This window comes from Pseudomonas frederiksbergensis, from assembly GCF_001952935.1.
GTDB classification, from domain to species: domain Bacteria; phylum Pseudomonadota; class Gammaproteobacteria; order Pseudomonadales; family Pseudomonadaceae; genus Aquipseudomonas; species Aquipseudomonas frederiksbergensis.
Map to the genome: position 1 here is coordinate 2,793,705 of NZ_CP018319.1, position 23,890 is coordinate 2,817,594.

The 23,890-nt window shown below is 59.6% G+C and carries 23 protein-coding genes; 9 read left to right on the forward strand and 14 right to left on the reverse strand.

From position 1 onward, the window contains the following. Positions 1–139 precede the first annotated feature (139 nt). The 4 genes from PFAS1_RS12885 to PFAS1_RS12900 form a co-directional block, all read right to left on the reverse strand. Positions 140–1,345: a multidrug effflux MFS transporter gene (locus PFAS1_RS12885; RefSeq protein WP_076029406.1), complete on the reverse strand. Its 1,206-nt coding sequence runs from the start codon at positions 1,343–1,345 to the stop codon at positions 140–142. Then, positions 1,338–2,315: a diiron oxygenase gene (locus tag PFAS1_RS12890; RefSeq protein WP_076029407.1), complete on the reverse strand. Its 978-nt coding sequence runs from the start codon at positions 2,313–2,315 to the stop codon at positions 1,338–1,340. The genes PFAS1_RS12885 and PFAS1_RS12890 overlap by 8 nt, the downstream gene beginning before the upstream one ends. After that, complete coding sequence (locus PFAS1_RS12895) at positions 2,312–3,391, reverse strand: SagB family peptide dehydrogenase (RefSeq protein ID WP_076029408.1); 1,080 nt, start codon at positions 3,389–3,391, stop codon at positions 2,312–2,314. The genes PFAS1_RS12890 and PFAS1_RS12895 overlap by 4 nt, the downstream gene beginning before the upstream one ends. 424 nt (positions 3,392–3,815) lie before the next feature. After that, the gene (locus tag PFAS1_RS12900) at positions 3,816–5,012 is read right to left on the reverse strand and encodes a class I SAM-dependent rRNA methyltransferase (RefSeq protein WP_033060516.1); all 1,197 of its coding nucleotides are present in this window, start codon (positions 5,010–5,012) and stop codon (positions 3,816–3,818) included. 322 nt (positions 5,013–5,334) lie between these two features. On the opposite strand from PFAS1_RS12900, the gene PFAS1_RS12905 reads away from it, so the two are divergent. The 3 genes from PFAS1_RS12905 to PFAS1_RS12915 are packed head-to-tail and all read left to right on the forward strand — an operon-like array spanning position 5,335 to position 7,368. Next, positions 5,335–6,150 (forward strand): HDOD domain-containing protein, encoded by an 816-nt coding sequence (locus tag PFAS1_RS12905; protein WP_198044981.1) that lies wholly within the window; start codon positions 5,335–5,337, stop codon positions 6,148–6,150. 28 nt (positions 6,151–6,178) lie between these two features. After that, positions 6,179–6,991, forward strand: coding sequence for a bifunctional DNA-formamidopyrimidine glycosylase/DNA-(apurinic or apyrimidinic site) lyase (mutM, locus tag PFAS1_RS12910; RefSeq protein WP_074871703.1), 813 nt, complete (start codon positions 6,179–6,181; stop codon positions 6,989–6,991). A gap of 53 nt (positions 6,992–7,044) precedes the next feature. Then, entirely contained in the window at positions 7,045–7,368 is a 324-nt protein-coding gene (locus PFAS1_RS12915) for a multidrug transporter (RefSeq protein ID WP_076029410.1), read from the forward strand. Positions 7,369–7,510: 142 nt separating this feature from the next. Here the strand turns inward: PFAS1_RS12915 and PFAS1_RS12920 are convergent, their stop codons facing one another. The 5 genes from PFAS1_RS12920 to PFAS1_RS12940 all read right to left on the reverse strand — a co-directional run bounded on the left by PFAS1_RS12920 (position 7,511) and on the right by PFAS1_RS12940 (position 12,190). Continuing rightward, a complete protein-coding gene (locus PFAS1_RS12920) occupies positions 7,511–7,762 on the reverse strand; it encodes a YfhL family 4Fe-4S dicluster ferredoxin (RefSeq protein WP_038358877.1) in 252 nt (83 codons plus the stop codon). Positions 7,763–7,865: 103 nt separating this feature from the next. Continuing rightward, a complete protein-coding gene (gene coaD / locus PFAS1_RS12925; protein ID WP_074871700.1) occupies positions 7,866–8,345 on the reverse strand; it encodes a pantetheine-phosphate adenylyltransferase in 480 nt (159 codons plus the stop codon). Between the two features lie 115 nt (positions 8,346–8,460). Continuing rightward, entirely contained in the window at positions 8,461–10,056 is a 1,596-nt protein-coding gene (locus PFAS1_RS12930; RefSeq protein ID WP_076029411.1) for a GMC family oxidoreductase, read from the reverse strand. Between the two features lie 129 nt (positions 10,057–10,185). Next, the gene (locus tag PFAS1_RS12935; RefSeq protein WP_076029412.1) at positions 10,186–10,731 is read right to left on the reverse strand and encodes a twin-arginine translocation pathway signal protein; all 546 of its coding nucleotides are present in this window, start codon (positions 10,729–10,731) and stop codon (positions 10,186–10,188) included. A 28-nt stretch (positions 10,732–10,759) separates the two neighbouring features. Beyond that, positions 10,760–12,190, reverse strand: a complete 1,431-nt coding sequence (locus tag PFAS1_RS12940; RefSeq protein ID WP_076029413.1) for a coniferyl aldehyde dehydrogenase — start codon at positions 12,188–12,190, stop codon at positions 10,760–10,762. Between the two features lie 146 nt (positions 12,191–12,336). Between PFAS1_RS12940 and PFAS1_RS12945 the strand changes: the two genes are divergently transcribed. Then, the gene (locus PFAS1_RS12945) at positions 12,337–13,008 is read left to right on the forward strand and encodes a TetR/AcrR family transcriptional regulator (RefSeq protein ID WP_074871692.1); all 672 of its coding nucleotides are present in this window, start codon (positions 12,337–12,339) and stop codon (positions 13,006–13,008) included. Positions 13,009–13,052: 44 nt separating this feature from the next. Continuing rightward, positions 13,053–13,907, forward strand: a complete 855-nt coding sequence (locus PFAS1_RS12950; protein WP_076029414.1) for a sulfurtransferase — start codon at positions 13,053–13,055, stop codon at positions 13,905–13,907. 121 nt (positions 13,908–14,028) lie between these two features. Here PFAS1_RS12950 and PFAS1_RS12955 read toward each other — a convergent pair whose 3' ends face one another. From PFAS1_RS12955 to PFAS1_RS12975, 5 genes are all read right to left on the reverse strand, one after another. Further along, positions 14,029–14,865: an AraC family transcriptional regulator gene (locus PFAS1_RS12955; RefSeq protein ID WP_076029415.1), complete on the reverse strand. Its 837-nt coding sequence runs from the start codon at positions 14,863–14,865 to the stop codon at positions 14,029–14,031. Between the two features lie 2 nt (positions 14,866–14,867). Next, positions 14,868–15,866, reverse strand: a complete 999-nt coding sequence (locus PFAS1_RS12960) for a hydrolase (protein WP_076029416.1) — start codon at positions 15,864–15,866, stop codon at positions 14,868–14,870. A 63-nt stretch (positions 15,867–15,929) separates the two neighbouring features. Continuing rightward, positions 15,930–16,541, reverse strand: a complete 612-nt coding sequence (gene rsmD / locus PFAS1_RS12965; RefSeq protein WP_033060498.1) for a 16S rRNA (guanine(966)-N(2))-methyltransferase RsmD — start codon at positions 16,539–16,541, stop codon at positions 15,930–15,932. Continuing rightward, the gene (locus PFAS1_RS12970) at positions 16,541–18,031 is read right to left on the reverse strand and encodes a M16 family metallopeptidase (protein ID WP_076029417.1); all 1,491 of its coding nucleotides are present in this window, start codon (positions 18,029–18,031) and stop codon (positions 16,541–16,543) included. Before PFAS1_RS12970 ends, rsmD begins: the two co-directional genes overlap by 1 nt. After that, on the reverse strand, positions 18,024–19,379 hold the full coding sequence (locus PFAS1_RS12975) for a M16 family metallopeptidase (protein ID WP_074871683.1): 1,356 nt from the start codon (positions 19,377–19,379) through the stop codon (positions 18,024–18,026). The genes PFAS1_RS12970 and PFAS1_RS12975 overlap by 8 nt, the downstream gene beginning before the upstream one ends. A 344-nt stretch (positions 19,380–19,723) precedes the next feature. Here PFAS1_RS12975 and ftsY point away from each other — a divergent pair, with 344 nt between their 5' ends. The 4 genes from ftsY (at position 19,724) to rpoH (ending at position 23,878) form a co-directional block, all read left to right on the forward strand. Further along, positions 19,724–21,223 (forward strand): signal recognition particle-docking protein FtsY, encoded by a 1,500-nt coding sequence (ftsY, locus tag PFAS1_RS12985; protein WP_076029418.1) that lies wholly within the window; start codon positions 19,724–19,726, stop codon positions 21,221–21,223. After that, the gene (ftsE, locus tag PFAS1_RS12990) at positions 21,220–21,891 is read left to right on the forward strand and encodes a cell division ATP-binding protein FtsE (RefSeq protein WP_056738938.1); all 672 of its coding nucleotides are present in this window, start codon (positions 21,220–21,222) and stop codon (positions 21,889–21,891) included. The genes ftsY and ftsE overlap by 4 nt, the downstream gene beginning before the upstream one ends. Further along, complete coding sequence (gene ftsX, locus PFAS1_RS12995) at positions 21,888–22,910, forward strand: permease-like cell division protein FtsX (RefSeq protein ID WP_074871679.1); 1,023 nt, start codon at positions 21,888–21,890, stop codon at positions 22,908–22,910. The genes ftsE and ftsX overlap by 4 nt, the downstream gene beginning before the upstream one ends. A gap of 113 nt (positions 22,911–23,023) precedes the next feature. Next, the gene (gene rpoH, locus PFAS1_RS13000; RefSeq protein ID WP_007897890.1) at positions 23,024–23,878 is read left to right on the forward strand and encodes an RNA polymerase sigma factor RpoH; all 855 of its coding nucleotides are present in this window, start codon (positions 23,024–23,026) and stop codon (positions 23,876–23,878) included. The last annotated feature ends 12 nt before the right edge of the window (positions 23,879–23,890 follow it).

Genomic DNA, 23,890 nt, shown 5'->3' on the forward strand with positions numbered 1-23,890 from the left:
GCTTCAGCTTGAGCTCATAAACCCGCCGGGGGATGACTGGCGATGAATGTCGCGATTCTACACGGCTGGCGTCAGGAGGGAATGCCGGAAAAGGGGGATCCAGCGCTGACGGGGCGTGTGGGATGACGACCGGCAGGAATCACCCGCTATTCAACGAGAGCTGCCGACGCGTGATCAGCGCATTGAAGGAAACGCCGACGGTGCTCAAGACGAGGAAACTCAACGCCAGAGTCGTTTGCAGATGGGCTCCACTGAGATTGATCAGGGCGCTGATCAGGCCACCGCAGATAAATACCAGCGTGTTTCCGGCCGACGCCGATGTGCCGGCATTGTCCGGGAACACTTCCATGGCTTTGGAGGTGGCGACAGGGCGGACGATGGTCGTGCCGGCGGTGCAGATGATCATCGGGATCAGCACGGTCAGGGCTGAAAGCCCCAGCAGGTTTGAGAGCAAGAGCATCACCAGCCCTGAGAAGAAGATCAGGCCCAGGCCGACGACGATCTGTGTATGGGCCGCGATCCGCCCGGCGAGGGCTCGAGCGACAATGCCGCCGAAGATGTAGGCCACGCCATACAGCAGCAGTGTCAGGGAAAACTCGTAGGCTGAAAGCTGTAACTGCTCCATGAAGATCAGGGGTGAGATGACAATGAAGGAAAAGTGGCAGGTGAAGGCGATTGCGGCGATCAGCCAATAGCCGAGGAACCCTGCATCGCGACAGACACGCCGGTAGGACTGAAGAATGCTTCGGCGCGGGGTGGTGGCGGTGTGCCGGTTTTCAAGAAAGAAGCAGGCCTTGAGGAACACGGCGGCGGCGAGGGCAATAAAGACAATGAAGCTTGCGGGCCAGTCCAGTGCCTGTTGCAGCAGGGTGCCAGCCAGTGGCGAGACGGAAATGAAGATGCCGCTGGCGGTAACCATCAGAATCCGCAGTTGATCCCGCTCCTTGCCGTCGAACAGGTCCTGGATCAGCGCCTGCGAGAGTACGAAGCAACCACAGCCGATGGCCTGCACCACCCGGAACACCAGGAACCAGGCGTAGTCGGTGGACAGCACGCAACCTGTCGCACCGACAATCGAGACCGCCATTCCACCCAGCAGCAGACTTTTACGCCCGATGACATCCGAGAGCGGCCCGACCAGCAGTTGGGACAGTGCGATCCCGATGGCAAACAGGCTGATGGAAAACGCGATGTCGCCTGGGGTGGTCCGGAAGTGTTCGGCCAACGCCGGGAACGATGGCAGCAGGACATCCAGAGGGAAGACCCCGAGCATTACCATGGTCATTAACAGGGTGATGGCAGAGCGGCGGTGTTTGACACTGACCGCGGATTTTCCTTCATCCATCGACAAGCCCTGCCTGTGCGAAGAGCTGCTGGTTAAACGGCAGGTCGAAAAAACCTGCCTTCTCCATTGCCTGGAGCGTCGCGCCTGCACCTGATCGGGCGCGCTGCAGGCAGGCTTGCGGGCCGGTCAAGGTACTGAGGATTTCTGCGACACAATTCTCCCCGAGGTCCACGCTGTTCAGACTTCCCTTCAGCCATCGCTCGTCGACCTCAAAGAACATCAGGATGATGTCCACCAGCAGCTTCGCGGCGAACGTGCGTTGGCTGCTGTTCAGGGTCAGCCACAGATAGTGGAACACTTGGCAAAAATAACGACTGTGCCGGGCCTCGTCGGTGAGGTGGTCCCTGAGCATTTCCTGGACGCTGGACACCAGCTCGTTGCGGCAAACCTCGAGCAGTTCCCGGGCGATGATGGTCTCGGACACGAAGCCGACGAGAAACCAGGCCAGCGCCTTATGCCTGTCAGGTGCCTGGTCAAGCAAGGCGTTCAGTCGGGTAATGCGACGTGGCATCACCGGGCGCTGGTTCATGCCGTAGAGGTCGGCGATCTGCTCGGCGAGACTGTTGGAGAACAGCGCGTGATAACCCTCATCGGTATACAGCTGGAGGGCGGCGGTTTTCATTCGGCGGGGGATGGACACCCCGAGCTCATCGTGGACGATGGTTTCCACGGAGCGGTTGACGATCCGATGTTCGAGCCGGGTGGTGTAGTCGAGGAAATACACCAGATGGTTGGCCGATAATCGATGGATGATCGCGCTGCCGGCGGCTTCGATCACCGGGTGATTCAGGTAGGACAGGAAGGCGGGCGGGAACCAGTGTCGTGTTTCCAGTTGCCGTTCCAGATCGGATGGCAATTGATAGGAATGTTCGCTGGTGCGTACCGAAGCTCGGCTGTTCCAGTCACCGAGGGTGTAGCGCTGTGCCCAGGCGTCGGGCAGTGACAGGTCGTCTGTACGAGGCTCGGTCATTGTTGTGGCCCCCGGCTGCTTAGCAGTGCTTTCAATTCCTTGCACATCACTTGCCCGTCACTCTGGCCGCAGCCGACAAAAAACAACGGTTGTTCGGCGCTGTCCTCGATCCCCAGCAACGTTTCGACCTGGTCGTCGGCCAGTGCACCCGTCAGCCAGGTGCTTAACCCAAGTGCGGTGGCCACCAGTTGAAAGGTCTGGGAAATATGACCGGCCTCGACGTAAGCCATTCGGTAGGCCCGCGAGTGTTCATATTTCCACCACAGTTTGTCGAAGCGAGCGGTGATGAACAGGCTGACTGGCAGGTTGTTGATGAAGTGCTGTCCACACAACAACTGACCCAAGGGCGAATCAGGCACTGGATTGACGAAGGTCAACGCATGTTCGTCAGGGTGGTAGGCGTAGAGCCCGGGATCCAGGCCTTTGACGTTCTGAACATGAAGAAAACCTTCACAGGCATTCAGCCCTCCGCCGGAGGGGCTGCTGCGCCGGGCGCCGAGACCTTCAGCGATGGTTTCGTCGATGTCGTTGTCGCGCTCACGCAGATAGCCAAGGGACAAATACAAAAGAGTGCCCACATCGTCGAGAGAAACCCTTTCACCCGTGAAAGAGCGACAGGTCTTTCGGTCGATCAAGGTCTCTACAAGTGCTTTTGCCGGGAAGCCGGAAGGTTGAGGCAGGGCAATTCGTTCGGTTGTCGGGCGCTCTGTGCGTCTGGTCTCCGGGGCAGGAGTGGCCAGTACTTCGGCGCAATGCTCCAGATAGTGTCTCGACCATTCATTAATATCCTGGGGAATATATTCACAAGGAATGTTCTTGGTGCCGATATGAAATATCTTCGACAGTTCATCCCAACCCCATTCAAGTGGCGTCTGGATTGAAGATGTGAGTATTCCCGCATTCAGGAGTTGCGTGTCGATTATGTTGTTGTCATCAAACTTTTCAGGATTGTCGATAAGCTGTGCGAGACGGGCTGAATATTCAAGATTCAATTCGAATTGTTTGTGGTTCTTGTAATCCCAGACTATTTGGTCGGGCGTGCGAGGAAGTATGAATATATAAGGGTTTATCTGCATGATTGACGACTCACTCTGGTCTTTGCCATAGAAAACGCTGGGTAGCCGGCACTCCCCAGTGTTTTATTTACTTAGCGGGCTTTTGGTGCGACCAGAAAAGCCAGGTTGGCGAGTTTGTTGGTTTCCAGAGTAATTGCTTTCATGTTTTAAACTCCTTGTAGTTGATAGTAAGTGTCACTCCGTTGTGACGACTTAATCATAGTTTGTAATGAATTCTTATCAAGGGGAGATTGGGTAGGAATGTTCCAGTAATTTTGTCGGATTGATCTGACGGGTGAATGAATCTTGTAAGTTCTATCTGAAAATATAAAAGGCAAAGCGAAACGTCCTGCAAGGCATTAAGACCGCTGGAGTAGGAAATTTGAGAGCTCAATAACAGATAACAGAACAGGGAGCCGACTGGCTCCCTGTCATACCGGCGAAATCAGCTGTTTGGCAGCAGACGGCAGGTGATGCTCTTGATGTAGCGGGTTTCGGCGATGGCCGGGTGAACCGGGTGATCCGGGCCCTGACCGCCGCGCTCCAGCATCTGGATATTGCGGTCCAGGTGACGGGCGCTGGTCAGCAGGATGTTCTGCAGATCGTCCTCGGGCAGGTGCATCGAGCACGAAGCGCTGACCAGGATGCCGTCCTTGCTGAGCAGGCGCATGGCTTGCTCGTTCAGGCGACGGTAGGCACCTTCACCGTTCTTCATGTCTTTTTTGCGTTTGATGAACGCCGGAGGATCGGCAACGATCACGTCGAAACGCTCTTCGCTGGCTTTCAGCTCTTTCAGGGCTTCGAACACGTCACCTTCAATGCAGGTCATCTTGTCGGCGAAACCGTTCAGCGCGGCGTTGCGCTCGACGCCGTCGAGGGCGAAAGCCGATGCATCGACGCAGAACACTTCACTGGCGCCGAACGCGGCCGCTTGCACGCCCCAGCCGCCGATGTAGCTGTACAGGTCCAGTACGCGTTTGCCTTTGGCGTAAGGTGCCAGGCGTGCGCGGTTCATGCGGTGGTCGTAGAACCAGCCGGTTTTCTGTCCCTGGATGACGGGCGCTTCGAATTTCACGCCGTTTTCTTCCAGCGCAACCCACTCCGGCACCAGGCCGAACACGGTTTCGACGTAGCGGTTGAGGCCTTCGGCATCACGGGCAGCGGAGTCGTTCTTGAACAGAATGCCGCTAGGCTTGATCACTTGGGTCAGCGCTGCGATCACGTCTTCTTTATGGGCTTCCATGGTCGCAGAAGCGATTTGTACCACCAGGATGTCGCCGAAACGATCGACCACCAGGCCTGGCAACAGGTCGGAATCGCCGTAGACCAGGCGATAGAACGGCTTGTCGAACAGGCGATCGCGCAGGGACAGCGCGACGTTCAGGCGATGCACCAGCAGCGACTTGTCCAGCGGCAACTTGATGTCGCGCGACAAGAGGCGGGCGCAGATCAGGTTGTTCGGGCTCATGGCAACGATGCCCAGCGGCTTGCCGCTGGCGGCTTCGAGGATCGCCTGGTCGCCGGCCTTGAAACCGTGCAAAGGCGTAGCGGCTACATCGATTTCGTTGCTGTAGACCCACAAGTGGCCGTTTCGCAGGCGACGGTCGGCGTTGGCTTTGAGGCGCAGGCTAGGCAGGGACATGACGTCGCTCCGGAAAAAAGAGCGGGAGTATAGCGTGTTGAGGGAGTGGCGGGTTTGGTGGTCGATGAAACGCGGATGAGGGCCGTCAGTAAGGTGCTGATCCTGTGGGAGCGGGCTTGCTCGCGAAGGCGGGGTGCCAAGCAGCATTAATGTCGACTGACACGCCGCCTTCGCGAGCAAGCCCGCTCCCACATGGATTGCGCCTGATTGACTGTCGGATCCAACTTTATAAGGGTTAGAATCGCCGCCTGTCCCAGAGTGTGTACTTATGTCCCCAGAGCTGACCACCGAACAGATTCGACAGTCCCTGCAAGGCATCAGCGTGCCGGCCCAGCCGCAAATCATGGTGGATTTGCAGATGGAACAGTACATGCCCGATCCGGATCTGGAGGTGATCGCGAAGCTGATCTCCCAGGACCCGGGTCTCTCTGGCGCCTTGTTGAAAATCGTCAATTCGCCGTATTACGGCTTGAGCAACAAGATTGCCTCGATTCAGCGTGCGGTGAACCTGCTGGGCAGCCGCTCGGTCATCAACCTGATCAACGCGCAGTCGATCAAGGGCGAGATGAACGACGACACCATCGTCACCTTGAACCGTTTCTGGGATACCGCCCAGGACGTGGCGATGACCTGCCTGACCCTGGCCAAGCGCATCGGCACCCAGGCTGGCGATGAAGCGTACGCCCTGGGTCTGTTCCATGACTGCGGTGTGCCGCTGATGCTCCAGCGCTTCCCCAACTACATGACCGTTCTGGAAGAGGCTTACGCCAGCGCCAGCGCTGAATGCCGGGTGGTGGATACCGAGAATCGGGTGTTCAATACCAACCATGCGGTGGTGGGTTATTACACCGCCAAATCCTGGCGCCTGCCGGAGCATGTGACCGCCGCCATCGCCAATCACCACAATGCGTTGGCGATCTTCAGCGATGAGTCGTCGCGCAACAGTCAGCTGAAAAACCTGCTGGCGATCCTGAAAATGGCCGAGCACATTTGTGCGTCCTTCCGGGTGCTGGGCAGCCAGCGTGATGACCACGAGTGGGACAGCATCGCACCGCTGGTTCTCGATTATGTCGGTCTCTCGGACTACGACTTCGAGTCCCTCAAACAAACCATTCGTGACCTTGGCGCTCACCGCTGAGCGTTGCACAGCCTGATTCGAGAGCGCCATGCCGGAACTGCCTGAAGTCGAAACCACCCGCCGCGGAATTGCGCCACACCTGGAAGGCCAGCGCGTCAGCCGGGTGATCGTGCGAGAGCGGCGCTTGCGCTGGCCGATTCCCGAAGACCTGGATGTGCGGCTGTCTGGCCAGCGCATCGTGCTGGTGGAGCGACGCGCGAAGTACCTGCTGATCAATGCCGAAGTCGGCACGCTGATCAGCCATTTGGGGATGTCAGGGAATCTGCGTCTGGTGGAAGTCGGCATGCCGGCGGCCAAGCATGAGCATGTGGACATCGAGCTGGAATCCGGCCTGGCCCTGCGTTACACCGACCCGCGCCGGTTTGGCGCGATGCTCTGGAGTCTCGACCCGCTCAACCATGAGTTGTTGATTCGCCTGGGGCCGGAGCCGTTGACCGACCTGTTCGACGGCGAGCGCTTGTTCCAGCAGTCCCGCGGACGATCCATGGCGGTCAAGCCGTTCATCATGGACAACGCGGTGGTGGTCGGCGTGGGCAATATCTACGCAACCGAAGCGTTGTTCGCTGCCGGTATCGACCCGCGTCGTGAGGCCAAAAGCATTTCTCGGGCGCGTTATCTGAAACTGGCGATCGAGATCAAACGCATCCTGGCGGCCGCTATCGAGCGCGGCGGCACCACACTGCGCGACTTTATCGGCGGAGACGGTCAGCCGGGTTATTTCCAGCAGGAACTGTTCGTGTACGGCCGTGGCGGTGCGCCCTGCAAGGTCTGTGGCACGGAACTTCGGGAAGTGAAGCTCGGGCAGCGCGCCAGCGTGTTTTGCCCACGTTGTCAGAGCTGAAACGCTTAGGGTCTATAGTCAGTGTTCTGATTGCCTAGCCCAAGGACCGTGCCATGAACCTGTTTCGAACCCTTGTCGTCGTTTTGCTGCTGAGCGTCGGTGCGCCAGCGCTGGCAGCAAACACCGGCAGTGGCGACCCGCGCTACACCATCCAGAATCCCCCGGCGTACGCCATGCTCGGCGATTTGCTGATTGCCCGACCTTTGCTGGTGGTGGCGACGGTGATTGGTGCCGGAGCGTTTGTGCTGTCGTTGCCGTTTACCGCGCTGGGCGGCGGCATCGGCGATGCGGGACAGGCGTTGGTGGTCGACCCGGCGAAAGCGGCGTTCGTGCGGTGTCTGGGGTGTATCGGGGAAGGGTTTGAGCAGACGGAGTGAAGTCAGTTACATCTTCGGTGTGGCTGATGACGTCTTCGCGAGCAAGCCCGCTCCCACAGGGGATGTGCGTCGATCACAAATCCAATGTGGGAACGGGCTTGCTCGCGAAGAGGCCCGAATAAGCGCTACGAAAACCTCAGATTCAAGCCTTACCGGTAATGATCCGGTACTTCTCCATCAACTGTTCTTCAGTCTCCGGATGCGCCTCGTCCAGCGGAATGCAATCCACCGGGCACACTTGCTGGCACTGCGGTTCGTCGTAGTGGCCGACGCACTGGGTGCACAGGTTCGGGTCGATCACGTAGATTTCTTCGCCCTGGGAGATGGCGGCGTTCGGACACTCGGGTTCGCAGACGTCGCAGTTGATGCAATCGTCGGTGATGATCAGGGACATGCTAACTCCAGCCAGGGACGGAAGGCCCGGGCGCAATAAACCAATGCGGGCAATTGTGCCGCATTGGCGCCCGCAGTGCACGCGGGCGCCGCTTGAGCGGTTGTTACTTCTTGAAGCGTTCGGTCAGGGCGTCTGCCACCGCAGGGTGGACGAACTTGGTGATATCGCCGCCCAGGGCTGCGATTTCACGGACCAGCGTCGAGGAAATGTACGAATAACGCTCGGACGGAGTAAGAAACAGGCTTTCCACATCCGGTGCCAGCTGACGGTTCATGTTGGCCAGCTGGAATTCGTATTCGAAGTCCGATACCGCACGCAAACCCCGCAGGAACACATTGGCGTTCTTCTCTTTGGCGAAATGCGCCAGCAACGTCGAGAAGCCGACGACTTCAACGTTGGGCAGATGTTTAGTGACCTCGCGGGCCAGCGCCACACGTTGTTCCAGGGGAAACAACGGGTTTTTCTTCGGGCTGGCAGCGACGGCGATGATCACATGATCGAACAGGCGCGCGGCGCGTTCGACCAGATCGCCATGGCCCTTGGTAATAGGGTCGAAGGTACCTGGGTACAACACTCGGTTCATCGCGTCGTCCTGGCGGGAGTCCGTTGGGGAGTCGGATGGTATCGCAGCCTTCCCGGTCGGCCAAGTCGCCTTTTGAGTAAGAAAGCACTATAGACGATGGGAATATTCTCCATTTTCATGGGTTTTTCAAACGTTCGGCCAAAGAAGTTGCCAGCTGCGCGGTCAGCCCGTAGACCGACAATTGCGGGTTTGCGCCAATGCTGGTGGGGAACAGCGAGCCGTCATGAATCGACAGATTGCCTAGTTGATGATGCCGGCCGAGGCTGTCGGCCACGGCGTTTTTCGGGTCTTCACCCATGGCGCAACCGCCCATCACATGGGCACTGCCCAGGCGTGTGCGATACAGCTCAAGGCTCAGGCCGTCGATCAGCGTGCGCGCTTCGGCCAGGGTTTTCACGTAGCGAGCATCGGCGTGCATGGGCATTACCGCCTTGGCACCGCCCGCGAACTGGATCTCGGCCATGCTGTGGAACGAGCGACGCAATCCGTCCCAGGCGTAGGGTGAAACCTGATAGTCGAGCACCGGCGTGCCGTCACCACGCAACTCGACGCTGCCGCCGGGGCTGTCCGGATGAAAGCCGTCCCGCAGCAATGCCAGCATGGCGTGGGTGTGGGGCAGGTTTTCCATGTGCTGGGCGTTTTCCTTGCCAAAACCGCCGAGCAGGGTCGTCGCCAGTGCCGGGTGCAGCGGCGGCACTTCGAGTTTGTAAGACATTTTGCCGGTGGTGCCGTCCTGCCATTGGAAGTGGTCGGAATAGATTGATTGTGGGGCGCCATAAAACGGGTTGATCACCTCATCGAACAGCCCGGCCGACATGTTCACCAGATGTAGAAACGTCCGTTTGCCCAGCCGCTTGTGCGGATCGGGCGCCTCGGAGCGCATGAGCAGCGCCGGGCTGTTGATCCCGCCGCCGGCCAGCACGTAGTGCCGCGCCTTGACCGTGATCGTGTGTCCGGTAGGTGCGACGCAGCGGTCGTCCATCGCTACGCAGTGCAAGCCTGTGACCTTGTCGCCGCTGATCAAGAGCTTTTCGGCGCGAGCCAGATAGAGCAACTCGCCGCCTTTTTCCAGCGCCGCCGGGATGGTCGTGACCAGCATCGATTGCTTGGCGTTGGTCGGGCAACCCATGCCGCAGTAGCCCAGGTTCCAGCAGCCACGCACGTTGCGCGGGATCACATGCCAGGCATAGCCGAGTTTTTCGCAGCCTTTGCGGATCACGTCGTTGTTGGCGTTGGGCGGGATCATCCAGGGCGCGACGCCCAGGCGTTGTTCCATTTTCTCGAACCACGGCGCCATCTCGGCCGGCGTGTGGCCTTTGACCTCGTGTTCCTTGGCCCAGTGGTCGAGGGTCGGGTCCGGCGTACGAAAGCTTGAAGTCCAGTTGATCAGCGTGGTGCCGCCCACTGCGCGGCCCTGAAGGATGGTGATCGCGCCGTCCTTGCTCATGCGGCCAATGCCTTCCTGATAGAGGCTGGTGTAGGCCTGGTCTTCGAGCATCTTGAAGTCGCTGCTGGTCTTGAGCGGGCCTTCCTCGATCAGCAATACCTTGTAGCCCGCAGCGCTGAGGATTTCGGCGGTGGTGCCGCCGCCCGCGCCGCTGCCGATAATCGCCACGTCCGCTTCGAGGGCCAGGTCCTGGGTCAGTTGTGAACCGTTGTAGGTTTTCCAGCCACGGGCCAGGCCTTCGCGGAACGGATCGGGTACGGGCATCTTCGGGTTCTCTTTTTATTTTGGATTCTATGGTGAGGCGGCTGACGTCATCGCGAGCAGGCTCGCTCCCACATTGGATCGCGTGCCCACTGTGGGAGTGAGCCTGCTCGCGATTGGGTCAACTCGGTTTCAGACCGTAGGCGGCCCGGGATACCCGCAATGCGCCCATGACTCCGGCCGGCTGTACCACGCCATCATCACCAGTTGCATCAAGGAGCTATGGCCCATGCGCAGCAAACTCAGCGAGCTGTTTTCCCAGCGATCGAGAAAGTGCCGGATATCGTCGGCACTGGCGTTTTCCCAGCGGCCCCAGATCCCGGTCAGTGGTCCGCGGGTGATGCTCATTCCCAGCACATCGAATAGCTGCCGGGTCAGCTTGAGCATTTCCGGCGACAGGTGATTCAGACCGTTATCCAGGCAGTGCAGGGTTTCAGCGACGGCCGCCGGCATTTTTTCAACGGCCACGGCGCCGTCGAGCATCACCGGAAGCAGTGCCCGCAGAAACAGCAAGTCACCGCTGCGCAGAATCGCAAAACCGCTGGCTGGCGCGCTCGATGAGCAACCGCTGAGGCTCGCGCCCAAACCGGCAGTGGCGAGAAAAGCGCTGGCACCCAGGCTGAATTTAAGCAAGCCGCGCCGTGACAGCGCGGGTGTGTCGGACAGACTTGGGCTCATTATTGTTATTACCCGATGGGAATGATCGTTAGCGGATAAACAGCTTCTGGATCAGCTTCTGAATGGATTTTCCGTACGGCGGGTAGATCAATTTAGCCGCATTGAACCGCTGTTTGATCAGCACGCTTTTGGCTTTGCTGAAGGTCAGGAAACCTTCATGACCGTGGTAATGGCCCATGCCCGAAGCGCCGATACCGCCGAATGGCATGTCGTCCTGAGCGACGTGCAGCAGGGTGTCGTTTAGGCACACGCCGCCGGAATGGGTTTCGTTTAGTACGCGGTGTTGCTCACGCTTGTCGTAGCCGAAGTAATACAGGGCCAGCGGACGAGGTCGTTCATTGATGTAGGCAAAGGCCTGATCCAGATCCTTGTAGGGAACGATCGGCAACAGCGGACCGAAGATTTCATCCTGCATCACGATCATGTCGTTGCTGACATTGAGCAGCAGGCTGTGGCTCATGCGGCGCCCCTGGCCCTTGTCGAACAACGGAATCAGCAGCGCGCCCTTGCTGGTGGCGTCGCTGATGTAGCCGTTAAGGCGCGCCAATTGTCGGTCATTGATGATCGCGGTGTAGTCCGGGTTGTCGACCAAGGTCGGATAAAACCCGCGAACCGCCTGACGATAGGCTTCGACGAAAGCACCGACGCGATCTTCCGGCACCAGCACATAGTCCGGGGCCACGCAGGTCTGCCCGGCGTTGAGCGTCTTGCCGAAGGCGATGCGTTCGGCAGCGTCCTTGAGCGGCACGTCGCGCGAGACGATGGCCGGGGATTTGCCGCCGAGTTCGAGGGTCACCGGGGTCAGGTTCTCGGCCGCGGCACGCATCACGTGTTTGCCGATGCTGGTGGCGCCGGTGAACAGCAAGTGATCGAAGCGCAATCTGGAGAACGCGACACCGATATCGGCTTCACCCAGCACCACGCAAACCAGGTCCTGAGGGAAAATTCGGCCCAGCAGTTCCTTGAGCAACAGACCGGTGGCGGGGGTCGATTCGCTGAGCTTGAGCATCACCCGATTGCCTGCCGACAACGCGCCGACCAATGGGCCGATGGCCAGATACAGCGGGTAGTTCCAAGGCACGATCACCCCGACCACACCCAATGGTTGATAAATGACTTTGGCCGCCGCGGGTTGAAAGGCAATCCCGACCTTGCGCTTCGACGCCTTCATCCAGCCTTTGAGGTGCCGACTGGCGTAGTGAATGCCGTGCAGGCTGGGCATCAGTTCGGCGAGCAGGGTTTCATCGGCGCTGCGATGACTGAAATCCTGGCTGATGGCATCGATCAATGCCTGACGCTCATTGCTCAACAGGTCGCGCAGGGCTTTCAGCCATTGCTGGCGCTGGGCGGCGGGCGGCATCGGGTTGGCGGCGTACGCCGCGCGTTGATCGTCGAACAGGGTCTGGAGTTCTTCCAGAGGCTGCTGCAGGTTTTGCAGATAGGCGATGTCAGCAGTCACGGTCGACTCCGGATTTATTGTAATAAAGGCCTTTTTAGAGTCTATGCTCTAGAAAGTCAAATGACATCCTGGCGCAGCTTTGTTTTATCCATCCGCGGATAGGTCGTAAGATGCCCGTCAACGCACTTTGAATTAAAGCCCAAGCCATGGCCCCTCGGATCAAAACCAGCGAGCGCATCGTGCAGAACAGCCTGGAGCTGTTCAATCAGCAGGGTGAGCGCAGCATCAGTACCAACCACATCGCTGCCCACATGGAAATTTCCCCGGGCAACTTGTACTACCACTTCCCCAACAAGCAGGCGATTATCGCGGTGCTGTTCAGTGAGTACGAAAGCCTGGTGGACAGTTTCCTGCGCCCGCCCCAGGGGCGTGCCGCCACGGTCGATGACAAGCGCTTCTACCTTAAGGAACTGCTGGCCGCCATGTGGCGCTACCGGTTTTTGCACCGTGATCTGGAGCACCTGCTCGACAGTGATCCGGACCTGGCCGCCCGTTATCGACGCTTTTCCCAGCGCTGTCTGATCCATGGCACGCACATCTACGCGGGCTTCGTCGAGGCTGGCATCCTGCAAATGGACAAGGTTCAGATCGAATCCCTGACGCTCAATGCCTGGATCATCCTGACGTCCTGGGTGCGTTTTCTGTGCACCACCCGTGAAAACTCCAATCACCTGAGCGAGCAGGCCATAAAACGTGGCGTGTATCAGGTGCTGGTGCTGGAGGCCGGTTTTGTCACGGATCAGTCTCGCGCGGCGGTGACCGCACTGTTCGAGGAGTTTTACGTGCCACTGGCCCAAGCGTTGGAAGAAGCGGGCTAGAAACTGCAGTTGCATCAAATATCGTCTAATCACAGGAGCCCGTTATGCCCATAGCGCAACTGATCAGCCCGCAAGCGTTGGACCTGAAAAAGGAGCAGCCGGGGCTGGTGATTCTGGATTGTCGTTTTGCCCTCGAAGACCCGGATTACGGGCAGCGCAGCTATGCCGAAGGGCATATTGCCGAGTCGAGCTTTGCCGATCTTGAGCGTGATTTGAGCGGGACAGTGGTCAAGGGTGTGACCGGGCGCCACCCGTTGCCTGAACCTGAAGACTTGATCGAACGTCTGCAAGCCTGGGGCGTCAACGCCGACAGCGATGTGGTTTTGTACGACGACGGCCCGGGTGCCTACGCGGCGCGGGCCTGGTGGTTGCTGGCCTGGCTGGGTAAACGTGACGGCGTGTTCATCCTCGATGGCGGGCTCAAGGCCTGGCACGCGGCCGGTTTGCCCTTGAGTCTTGATGCGCCACAGATTGAGCGTGGCACCTTCACGGGGACACCGGACAAGTCGCTGGTCTTGAGCGCCGAACAGCTCCAGCAGCGTCTCGGCCAGCCCGCGCTGACCCTGCTCGATGCTCGCGGCTTGCCGCGTTTCAAGGGCGAAGTAGAACCGATCGACCCGATTGCCGGGCACATTCCCGGCGCGCAATGTGCGGCGTTCACCGACAACCTGGGCAGCGACGGGCGTTTTCTGCCGGCCGATCAGCTCAAGCAGCGTTTTGCCGAGAAGCTCGGTAATCGTTCGCCGACCGATCTGGTGGCGTACTGCGGTTCTGGCGTGACGGCCTGTCACAACTTGTTTGCGCTGTGTCTGGCGGGTTATCCGTTAGGCTCGTTGTATGCCGGTTCATGGAGCGAGTGGATCAACGATCCTGCGCATGGCATCGCTAAGGGCGAGTAAACACAGATCCAATTGTGGGAGCGGGCTTGCTCGCGAAGGCGGTGGGCCAGTCGACATCAATGTTGATTGATCCGCCGCCTTCGCGAGCAAGCCCGCTCCCACATTTGGATCTTCGTCGCTATCAAGATTTATGTTGCCGGGCACTTCGATACGCCCCCGGCCCAACCCCGTAAACCTGCTTGAACTGCCGGCTCAGATGACTCTGGTCAGCAAACCCCAACTGCGTCGCCACTTCCAGCGGCAAACAACCGTTCTGCAACAACGCCCGCGCCCGAGCGATGCGCTGCTGCATCAGCCAGGTGTGTGGCGGCATGCCCGTGGCTCGGCGGAACACCCGGGCGAAGTGAAAGGGCGAAAGGTTGACTGCCGCTGCCAGTTCTTCCAGCGAAGGCGGCGCCGCCAATTGTGCTTGCAGCAACTCCTTGGCCAGCGTCACCGCCCGGTGTTCCTTGCCCGGCTTGCCTGCAATCGGCACCGCTGCGTGCCGTTGCAGCAGCGACAGCATCATTTCCCGCCAGACCGTTTGTTGTTGCAAGGCAGTGGACGGACTTTCCAGCAGACGATGCAGCTGGCAGAAACCCTCTACCAGATCCGGATCGCGATACAGCGTCGCACCGAACGCCGGCAAGTTGCTGGTCGGCAGTTCCAACTCATCGAGTAGCGACAGAATCTGATCGCTGTCGGGATAGAACGCCCGATACAACCAACCATCCTCCGTGCCTTTATGGCCGGTGTGCAGTTCGTCTGGATTGATCAATACCAGCGTGCCGCTACCGGCCAGGTGTTCGGCACCGCGATAGCGATAGCGTTGGGCGCCGGCCATGATCATGCCGATCACGTACCCGTCGTGCACATGGGGCGCGAAGCGGTGTTCGATGTAGCGCGCAGACAACAGTTCGACGCCGGCCAGCGGCGCTGTTTGCCAGAATCGGATCGACTCGCCCTGATCGACGCCCATCCTTACTGGCGACCCACGGCGGTCAACCACTGCGGGATGCGGCGTTCCAGGTAGTAACCCGGTTGCCTGAACGAGCCTTCGACGAAGCCGACATGCCCACCCTTGGTCTGTAACTCGAATTGAGTGCAGGCGGACAATTCGTCGGCTTGCGGCAGGCTGTGAGGGAAGACAAACGGGTCATCGGCCGCCTGAATAATCAGGGTCGGCGTACGAATCTCGCCAAGGAAATAGCGACTCGAAGCGCGGCGATAGTAATCCTCGGCATCGGCGAAACCGTTCAACGGCGCGGTGACCCGGCCATCGAAATCCCAGAACGTGCGCATGTTCTCCAGTGAGCCCAACGCGGCCAGCGCCGCCAGGCCATCCTCGTGCCCGTCATGCTGGAACTGGCGTTGCTTGTTCTTGATGTAGGCGACCATCTCCCGCATGAAATGCGCCTGATAGAACTTCGAAAAACCCTGGCCGATACGGTCGGCGCATTGATCAAGACGAAACGGCACCGACACCGCCACCGCACCGACCACGCCACTGTTGCTGCCGGATTCGCCCAAGTGCTTGAGCAACACATTGCCGCCCAGGGAATAGCCGACCGCATACAACGGCGCGAGCGGTCGTTGGGCCTTCAGGTGTTTGATGGTTTCGGCGAGGTCTTCACTGACGCCGGAGTGGTAACTGCGCGGCAACAGATTCGGCTCGCCTGAACAGCCGCGCCAGTTCAGTGCGACGCTGGCCCAGCCTTGGGCACCTAGCGCTTTTTGCACGCCGGCCACGTAAGGCGAATTTGAAGAGCCGGTCAGACCGTGCAACACCAACACCAGTGGCGCACTGACGCTGTGTGGGCCGTGCCAGTCGAGGTCGAGAAAGTCGCCATCCTCAAGCCACAAGCGTTCGCGCTGGCGTTCGATGTGCGTGGTTTTGCGCCACAGCGGTCCCCACAAGGTTTGCAAGTGCGGGTTGCCGAGGCCGAAGGCAGGGGTGAAGCGTTCTGGCAGATGAGGCACGATGGTTCTCGATGCAGCGGTGCGAGCCTCGTGTGAGGCGCGCCCCTTTTTCAGGCCGGTTGATTAACCGGCAATCTCTGCCATACGTTGCCATAGCGCGTAATACACCCGCCCGGATTTCTGCTCCCGGTGCAGGCGCCAGTTGCCTGGTAAGCCAAGGCTCGATGGCGCATTCTCGCTTTCAGTGTAGATCCAGGCTTCGTCGGCCAGCCACTGACGTTCTTCAAGTAATGCACAAACGCCTGGCAACAGGTTCTGGTTGAACGGCGGATCGAGGAACACCAGGTCGTAGGCAGTCGCTGTCTGGGTTTCCAGGTAGCGCAGGGCATCGGCGGTCTGAATCTGGCCGGTGGTGCAGCGCAGCGTGCCCAGATGCTCCTTGATGCTGGCGACCGCGATGTTGCTGGCGTCCAGCGCCTGACCCATGGCCGCCCCACGGGACAAGGCTTCGAGGAACAACGCGCCGCTGCCCGCGAACGGGTCCAGGACCTTGGCGCCTGCAACATACGGCGCGAGCCAGTTGAACAGGGTTTCACGCACCCGGTCCGGGGTAGGGCGCAGGCCTGGGGCATCCGGGAAGCTCAGCTTTCGGCTGCCCCATTCACCGCCGATGATGCGCAGTTGGTTCACGCCGTTATGGACGTTGTGTACGGGTTTTTTTGGACGAGTGGCCATTAATGCTCCGGAACCCCGAGCGGTTGCTCGGCAGGTTTATCAGTGGGGGCCGGTAACGGCTTTTGCGGCACGGTCGGGCCAGCGCTGACGATGACCATTTTGTCCGTGCTCAAGTGTTTGTTCAGTGCAGTTCTGACCTGCTCGATCGTCAGGCTCTGGGACTCGCGCATAAAGTCATCCAGGTAACTCAGCGGCAGGTTGTAGAAACCCATGGCGCCGAGTTGGCCGACGATATCGGCGTTGCTGGCAGTGGACAGCGGGAAGCTGCCGGCCAGTTCACGCTTGGCGTCGTCGAGTTCTTTCTGGGTCGGGCCGGTTTTAAGGTAGTCGGCGAGCACATCCTGCACCAGCTTCAACGTGCCTTCGCTCATCTCGGCGCGGGTTTGCAGGTTGATCATGAACGGGCCGCGCGCCTGCATCGGGGTGAAGCCCGAATAGACGCCGTAAGTCAGGCCGCGCTTCTCGCGTACTTCGCTCATCAGTCGTGTACCGAAACCACCGCCACCGAGAATCTGGTTGCCCAGGGACAGTGCCGCGTAATCCGGGTCGTCACGGTCGATGCCCAATTGCGCGAGCATCAGGTTGGTCTGCTTGGACGGAAACTCGATGTGGCCGATGCTGGCTTTCGGTTCCTCCGGTTGCGGGATTTTCGCCAGCTCCGGGCCTTTTGGCAGCGCGCTGGAAACTTGTGCGGCAATCGCTTCGGCTTCAGCGCGAGACAGGTCGCCTACCAACGCAATCACCACGTTGCCGGCTGCATAAGCCTTCTCATGGAACGCGCGCATCTGGGCCACGGTAATCGCCGGAACGGTTTTAGCCGTGCCGTCGCTGGAATGTGCGTACGGATGATCGCCATACAGACGGTTCATCAGCTCCAGGCTCGCGAGTTTGCCGGGGTTCTGCTTCTGGTACTCGAAACCGGCGAGCATCTGGTTCTTGATGCGCGCAAAGGAATCGGCCGGGAAGGTCGGTTTGCCGACGACTTCTGAGAACAACTTCAGCGCCGGTTCTCGTTTGTCCGCGGCACTGAGGCTGCGCAGCGAAGCCAGAGCCATGTCTTTGAATGCGCCGTTGCCAAAGTCTGCGCCCAGGCCTTCGAAGCCCTGAGCGATGGCGCCGACATCTTTGCCGGCCACACCTTCGTTGAGCATGGCGTTGGTCAGCATGGAAAGGCCAGGTGCGTCACCGTCCTGGCTGCTGCCGGCGGCAAAGATCAGGCGCATGTCGAACATCGGCAGCTCCCGGGCCTCGACGAACATCACCTTGGCGCCCTCGGCGGTTTTCCACGTCTGCACGTCCAGGGTGCGGTGGCTTGGCGCTTTGCCGTCGAGTTCGGCCAGTGATTGCAGTTTCTGGCTGGCCTTGGCCTTGTCCAGGGCTTCGCTGGCCTTGGAATCGTCGGTCTTGGAGAAGTAGAACGCGGCAGATCCGATCAAGGCGACAACGATCAGGCCAATCAGCGCCAGGCGCGGTTTTTTACGCTCACTCATGAGTCGTCTCCTCTGGCAATACATGGGCGACGCTGAGACGTTCGCGGGTGAAATACAGCTTGGCGGCTTTCTGGATGTCTTGCGGGGTCACGCTTTCCAGTTCGGCGAGTTCGGTGTCCATCAGCTTCCAGGACAGGCCGACGGTTTCCAGTTGGCCAATGGCGGTGGCCTGGCTGGTGATCGAGTCACGCTCGTAAACCAGGCCGGCGATGACCTGCGCGCGGACGCGTTCCAGTTCTTCAGCGGACGGCGCGGTGGTTTTCAGCTGTTCGAGCAGCTTCCACAGTCCCGCTTCGGCCTGGGCCATGGTTTTGTTTTTCTGGGTATTGGGCGTCGCCGACAAGGTGAACAGGCTGTCGCCACGGGTGTAGGCGTCGTAACTCGACGAACCGCCGGAGACCAGCTCTTCGCCGCGCTCCAGTTGTGTCGGGATACGTCCGCTGTAGCCGCCGTCGAGCAGGGCGGAGATCAGGCGCAAGGCGTTGACCGAGCGTTTGTCTTCAGCGGTGGCGATGCTTGGCACGTTGAAGCCCAGCATCAGGCTTGGCAGTTGAGTCTGCACATGCAGGGTGATCTTGCGCTCGCCGGGTTCGGCCAGTTCCAACGGGATTTTTGCCGAGGGCACATCACGTTTGGCGATCGGGCCGAAATAGCGCTGGGCCAGGGTCTTGACCTCGTCCGGGGTCACGTCACCGACCACTACCAGCGTGGCGTTGTTTGGCACGTACCAGGATTGGTACCAGTGGCGCAGCTCTTCGACCTTCATGCGGTCCAGGTCAGCCATCCAGCCGATGGTCGGCGTGTGGTAACCGCTGGCCGGGTAGGCCATGGCCTTGAAGCGTTCGTAGGCCTTGGACATCGGCTTGTCGTCGGTGCGCAGGCGACGTTCTTCTTTGATGACTTCGATCTCGCGGGCGAACTCGTCGGCCGGCAGGCGCAGGCTGGCCATGCGGTCGGCTTCCAGTTCGAAGGCCACGCCCAGACGGTCGCGGGCCAGCACCTGGTAATACGCCGTGAAGTCATCGCTGGTGAACGCGTTCTCTTCGGCGCCGAGGTCGCGCAGGATCAGCGAGGCTTCGCCGGGGCCGACTTTCTCGCTGCCCTTGAACATCATGTGTTCCAAGGCGTGGGACAAACCGGTCTGACCCGGGGTCTCGTAGCTGGAGCCGACCTTGTACCAGACTTGGGAAACCACCACCGGCGCACGATGGTCTTCGCGCACGACGACCTTCAGGCCGTTATCGAGGGTGAATTCGTGGGTGGGTTGAGGATCGGCAGCCAGGGCCGAGAGGGGCAGACAAACTGTGCTGAGCAGCAGGCCTGCAGCGCGGCGGGCTAGAGCATTCATTCGTTTTTAAACCTTTGGGGCTGCCCGCTTGGTCTTAGCCTAGGCGGGCGAGGAGGTGCTAGGATACTGATCCGTTTTACTGGCGGCCACGCCTATCAGGCCTTTGATCGGTCAGCAGGTTGTTTGGGTTTACGGCGGAAGCTTTGAGTTTGTCAGCTAAACTCTGCGTTTTCGCCGACGATGCCGTTCCAGTCCTTCGTATTAGTCGACCTTTGAGGTGCTGTTTGCACCTCGACAAAATGTTGCGCGTGAACAAGCTGGGTCAATCGCAGTCTGTTCTGCATCGAATATTTATTTGCCGAGGCGCCCTTTGGCGCGTCGCTACCGTGAGATAGCCGTCCTCCATGTTTGGTTCCAACGACGACAAGAAAGCCCCAGCTGCGGCTGGTGAGAAGAAAAGCCTGTTCGGATGGCTGCGCAAAAAGCCGCAGGAACCCGTCGTCGAACAGCCACAGCCACTTCCTGAACCCACGCCTGCGCCGGTAATAGAAGAAGAGCCTGCGCCGATTGTCCTGCCGATCGCCGAGCCGGTGCTGCAACCGGTCACCGAGCCTGAGCCTGATGTCGTCGCCGAAGTCGTGACCCAGGTGCCGCTCACGCCCGTTGCCGAGCCATGGCTGACGTTGCCCGTGGCGGAAGAGCCGGTGGCATTGGTCGAAGACGAGCTGGCGCCGCACGTTACGCCGCCGATTCCAGCGCCCACTGCATTTGCTCCTGAGCCCGTTCAAGCGCCAGTGGGTGAGCCGGTTGTCGCGCCAGTGGTGGTGGCCGAGCCTGAACCGGTTGTTGCAGAACCTGTGGTGCCCGCATTCATTGCTCCGGTTGCTCCGGTTGCTCCAGCACCTGCGCCGGTCGTCGCTCCCGTCGTTCCCGTAGAAGCGCCTGCCGAGCCCGTGCGTACCGAAGAAACCAAAGCCGGTTTCTTCGCCCGCCTGAAACAAGGCTTGTCCAAGACCAGCGCCAGCATCGGCGAAGGCATGGCCAGCCTGTTCCTGGGCAAGAAGATCATCGATGACGAGCTGCTCGAAGACATCGAAACCCGCCTGCTGACCGCCGATGTCGGTGTCGAGGCGACTTCGGTGATCATTCAGCGCCTGACCCAAAAAGTCGCCCGTAAAGAATTGGCCGATGCCAATGCGCTTTACAAATCCCTGCAAGCGGAATTGGCGGCCATGCTCAAGCCTGTCGAGCAACCGTTGAAAATCACTTCGCAGAACAAGCCGTTCGTAATCCTGGTCGTTGGCGTCAACGGTGCCGGCAAGACCACCACCATCGGCAAACTGGCGAAGAAGCTGCAGCTCGAAGGCAAGAAAGTCATGCTCGCGGCCGGCGATACCTTCCGCGCCGCCGCGGTCGAACAATTGCAGGTCTGGGGCGAACGCAACAAGATCCCGGTCATCGCCCAGCACACCGGCGCGGATTCGGCTTCGGTTATCTTCGATGCCGTGCAAGCGGCCAAGGCCCGTGGCATCGACGTATTGATCGCCGACACCGCCGGTCGCCTGCACACCAAAGACAATTTGATGGAAGAGCTGAAGAAGGTTCGCCGGGTCATCAGCAAACTCGACGCTGACGCGCCTCACGAGGTGCTGCTGGTGCTTGATGCCGGTACGGGGCAGAACGCGATCAGCCAGGCCAAACAATTCAACCAGACCGTCGAACTGACCGGCCTGGCGCTGACCAAACTCGATGGCACCGCCAAAGGCGGGGTAATTTTTGCCCTCGCCAAGCAGTTTGGCCTGCCGATTCGCTATATCGGTGTCGGTGAAGGCATCGATGATTTGCGTACTTTTGAAGCAGAACCCTTTGTCCAGGCACTGTTTGCCGAGCGGGAGCGTTCATGATTCGTTTCGAACAGGTCGGTAAACGCTACCCGAACGGCCACGTCGGCTTGCATGAGCTGAGCTTTCGAGTCCGTCGGGGCGAGTTTTTGTTTGTGACCGGCCACTCTGGCGCCGGTAAAAGCACCTTGTTGCGCCTGCTGCTGGCGATGGAGCGTCCGACTACCGGTAAATTGCTGCTGGCCGGGCAAGACCTGAGCACCATCAGCAACGCGCAGATTCCTTACCTGCGCCGGCAGATCGGCGTGGTGTTCCAGAATCACCAGCTGTTGTTCGATCGCACGGTGTTCAACAACATCGCGCTGCCCTTGCAGATCCTGGGGTTGTCCAAGGCCGAGATCACCAAGCGGGTGGATTCGGCGCTCGAGCGCGTGGCGCTGTCGGACAAGACCGACTTGTACCCTGGCGACCTGTCCACCGGTCAGCAACAGCGTGTCGGTATCGCCCGCGCCATTGTTCACCGCCCGGCCTTGCTGTTGGCGGATGAACCGACCGGTAACCTCGATCCACGTCTGGCGGCAGAAATCATGGGCGTGTTCGAAGACATCAACCGTTTGGGCACCAGCGTGTTGATTGCCAGTCACGACCTGGCACTGATCGCCCGCATGCGCCACCGCATGCTGACCCTGCAACGCGGTCGATTGATCGGTGACGGGGAGGCCGGCGTATGAGTGCGACACGCAGCCCCAAGGTTTCCGAGCGCGTGGCCCCGAAGGCCGCCGACCAACAGCCGCAGAAGAAAAAACGTGACGATGATGACGGCCCGGATTTCGCCACGTTGTTTCGTGCCTGGGTCGAAAGTCATCGCGCCAGTTTGCTCGACAGCTTGCGCCGTTTGGGCAAGCAGCCCATCGGTAGCTTCTTCACCTGCATGGTGATGGCGGTTGCCCTGAGTTTGCCGATGGGCCTGTCACTTTTGCTAAGTAACGTCGAGCGTCTTGGCGGTTCCTGGCAGCGTGCGGCGCAGATTTCCCTGTACCTGCAAATCGAGGCCAGCCCTGCGGAAGGCGAGTCGTTGCGTGAGCAGATCAAAGGGATGCCTGGCGTAGCTGATGCTGAATATGTCGGCCGCGATCAGGCGCTGGAAGAGTTTCAGTTGCAGTCCGGTCTGGGCGAGGCGTTGAAAGAACTGCCGGAAAACCCGCTGCCGGGCGTGGTTCTGGTGACGCCGAACGAGGTCGACAAGCCAGCCCTTGAAGCATTACGACAAAAACTTTCCGAGCTGCCGAAGGTACAACAGGCGCAACTTGATCTAGTCTGGGTCGAGCGTCTGGCAGCCATCCTCAAGCTGGGTGACCGTTTTGTCTTCGGTCTGACTGTGCTTCTGGTGTCTGCATTACTTTTGGTGATAGGCAATACCATTCGTCTTCATATTGAAAACCGCCGCACCGAGATAGAAGTGATTAAACTCGTCGGCGGCACTGACAGCTATGTTCGCAGGCCCTTTCTGTATATGGGTGCGCTTTATGGCTTCGGTGCGGGGATTCTTTCCTGGGGCGTATTGGCGTTCGGCCTTGATTGGCTGAACGACGCGGTGGTTGGGCTGGCCGGCCTGTACGGCAGTGATTTTGCGCTGGCCGGAGTGCCAGTTGCCGACGGTCTGTCTCTCTTGCTTGGCGCGGTGCTGTTGGGGTATATCGGTGCATGGATTGCAGTCGCACGCCACCTGAGGGAGCTTGCGCCTAAGTAGTATCATTTTGCTCGTATTGACCTTTCAGCGTTTATGGGAACTTGTCTTTCGGTTCCCGGTCAATTTTCGCAGTGCTGAACTGCACGAGTTATGTAAGTCGGAGGTTTTTTCGTATGACCAATTCTTTGCAACCTGCATATGCTCTGGTCCCGGGTGCAAACCTGGAGGCCTATGTGCACACGGTGAACAGCATTCCATTGCTGACACCGGAGCAGGAGCGCGAACTGGCCGAGAGTCTCTATTATGAGCAGGATTTGGGGGCGGCTCGGCAGATGGTGCTCGCCCACCTGCGTTTTGTTGTACATATCGCCCGTAGCTATTCCGGCTACGGTCTGGCTCAGGCTGACCTGATCCAGGAAGGCAACGTCGGCCTGATGAAGGCGGTGAAGCGCTTCAACCCGGAAATGGGTGTGCGCCTGGTGTCCTTTGCGGTGCACTGGATCAAGGCGGAAATCCACGAGTTCATCCTGCGTAACTGGCGGATCGTCAAAGTCGCGACCACCAAGGCCCAGCGCAAGCTGTTCTTCAACCTGCGCAGCCAGAAGAAGCGTCTGGCGTGGCTGAACAACGAGGAAGTCCATCGTGTGGCGGAAAGCCTCGGTGTAGAGCCTCGGGAAGTGCGTGAGATGGAAAGTCGCCTGACCGGTCATGACATGGCCTTCGACCCGGCCGCGGAAGCGGACGACGACAGCGCTTTCCAATCGCCGGCCAACTATCTGGAAGACCACCGGTACGACCCGGCCCGTCAGCTGGAAGATGCCGACTGGAGCGACAACTCCAACCACAACCTGCACGAAGCGCTTGAAGTGCTGGACGACCGCAGCCGTGACATCCTCTACCAGCGCTGGCTGGCGGAAGAAAAAGCCACGCTGCATGACCTGGCGCAGAAGTACAACGTGTCGGCCGAGCGTATTCGTCAGCTCGAGAAGAGCGCGATGAACAAGCTCAAGTTGTCGATTGCCGCTTAACAGCAGCTCAGG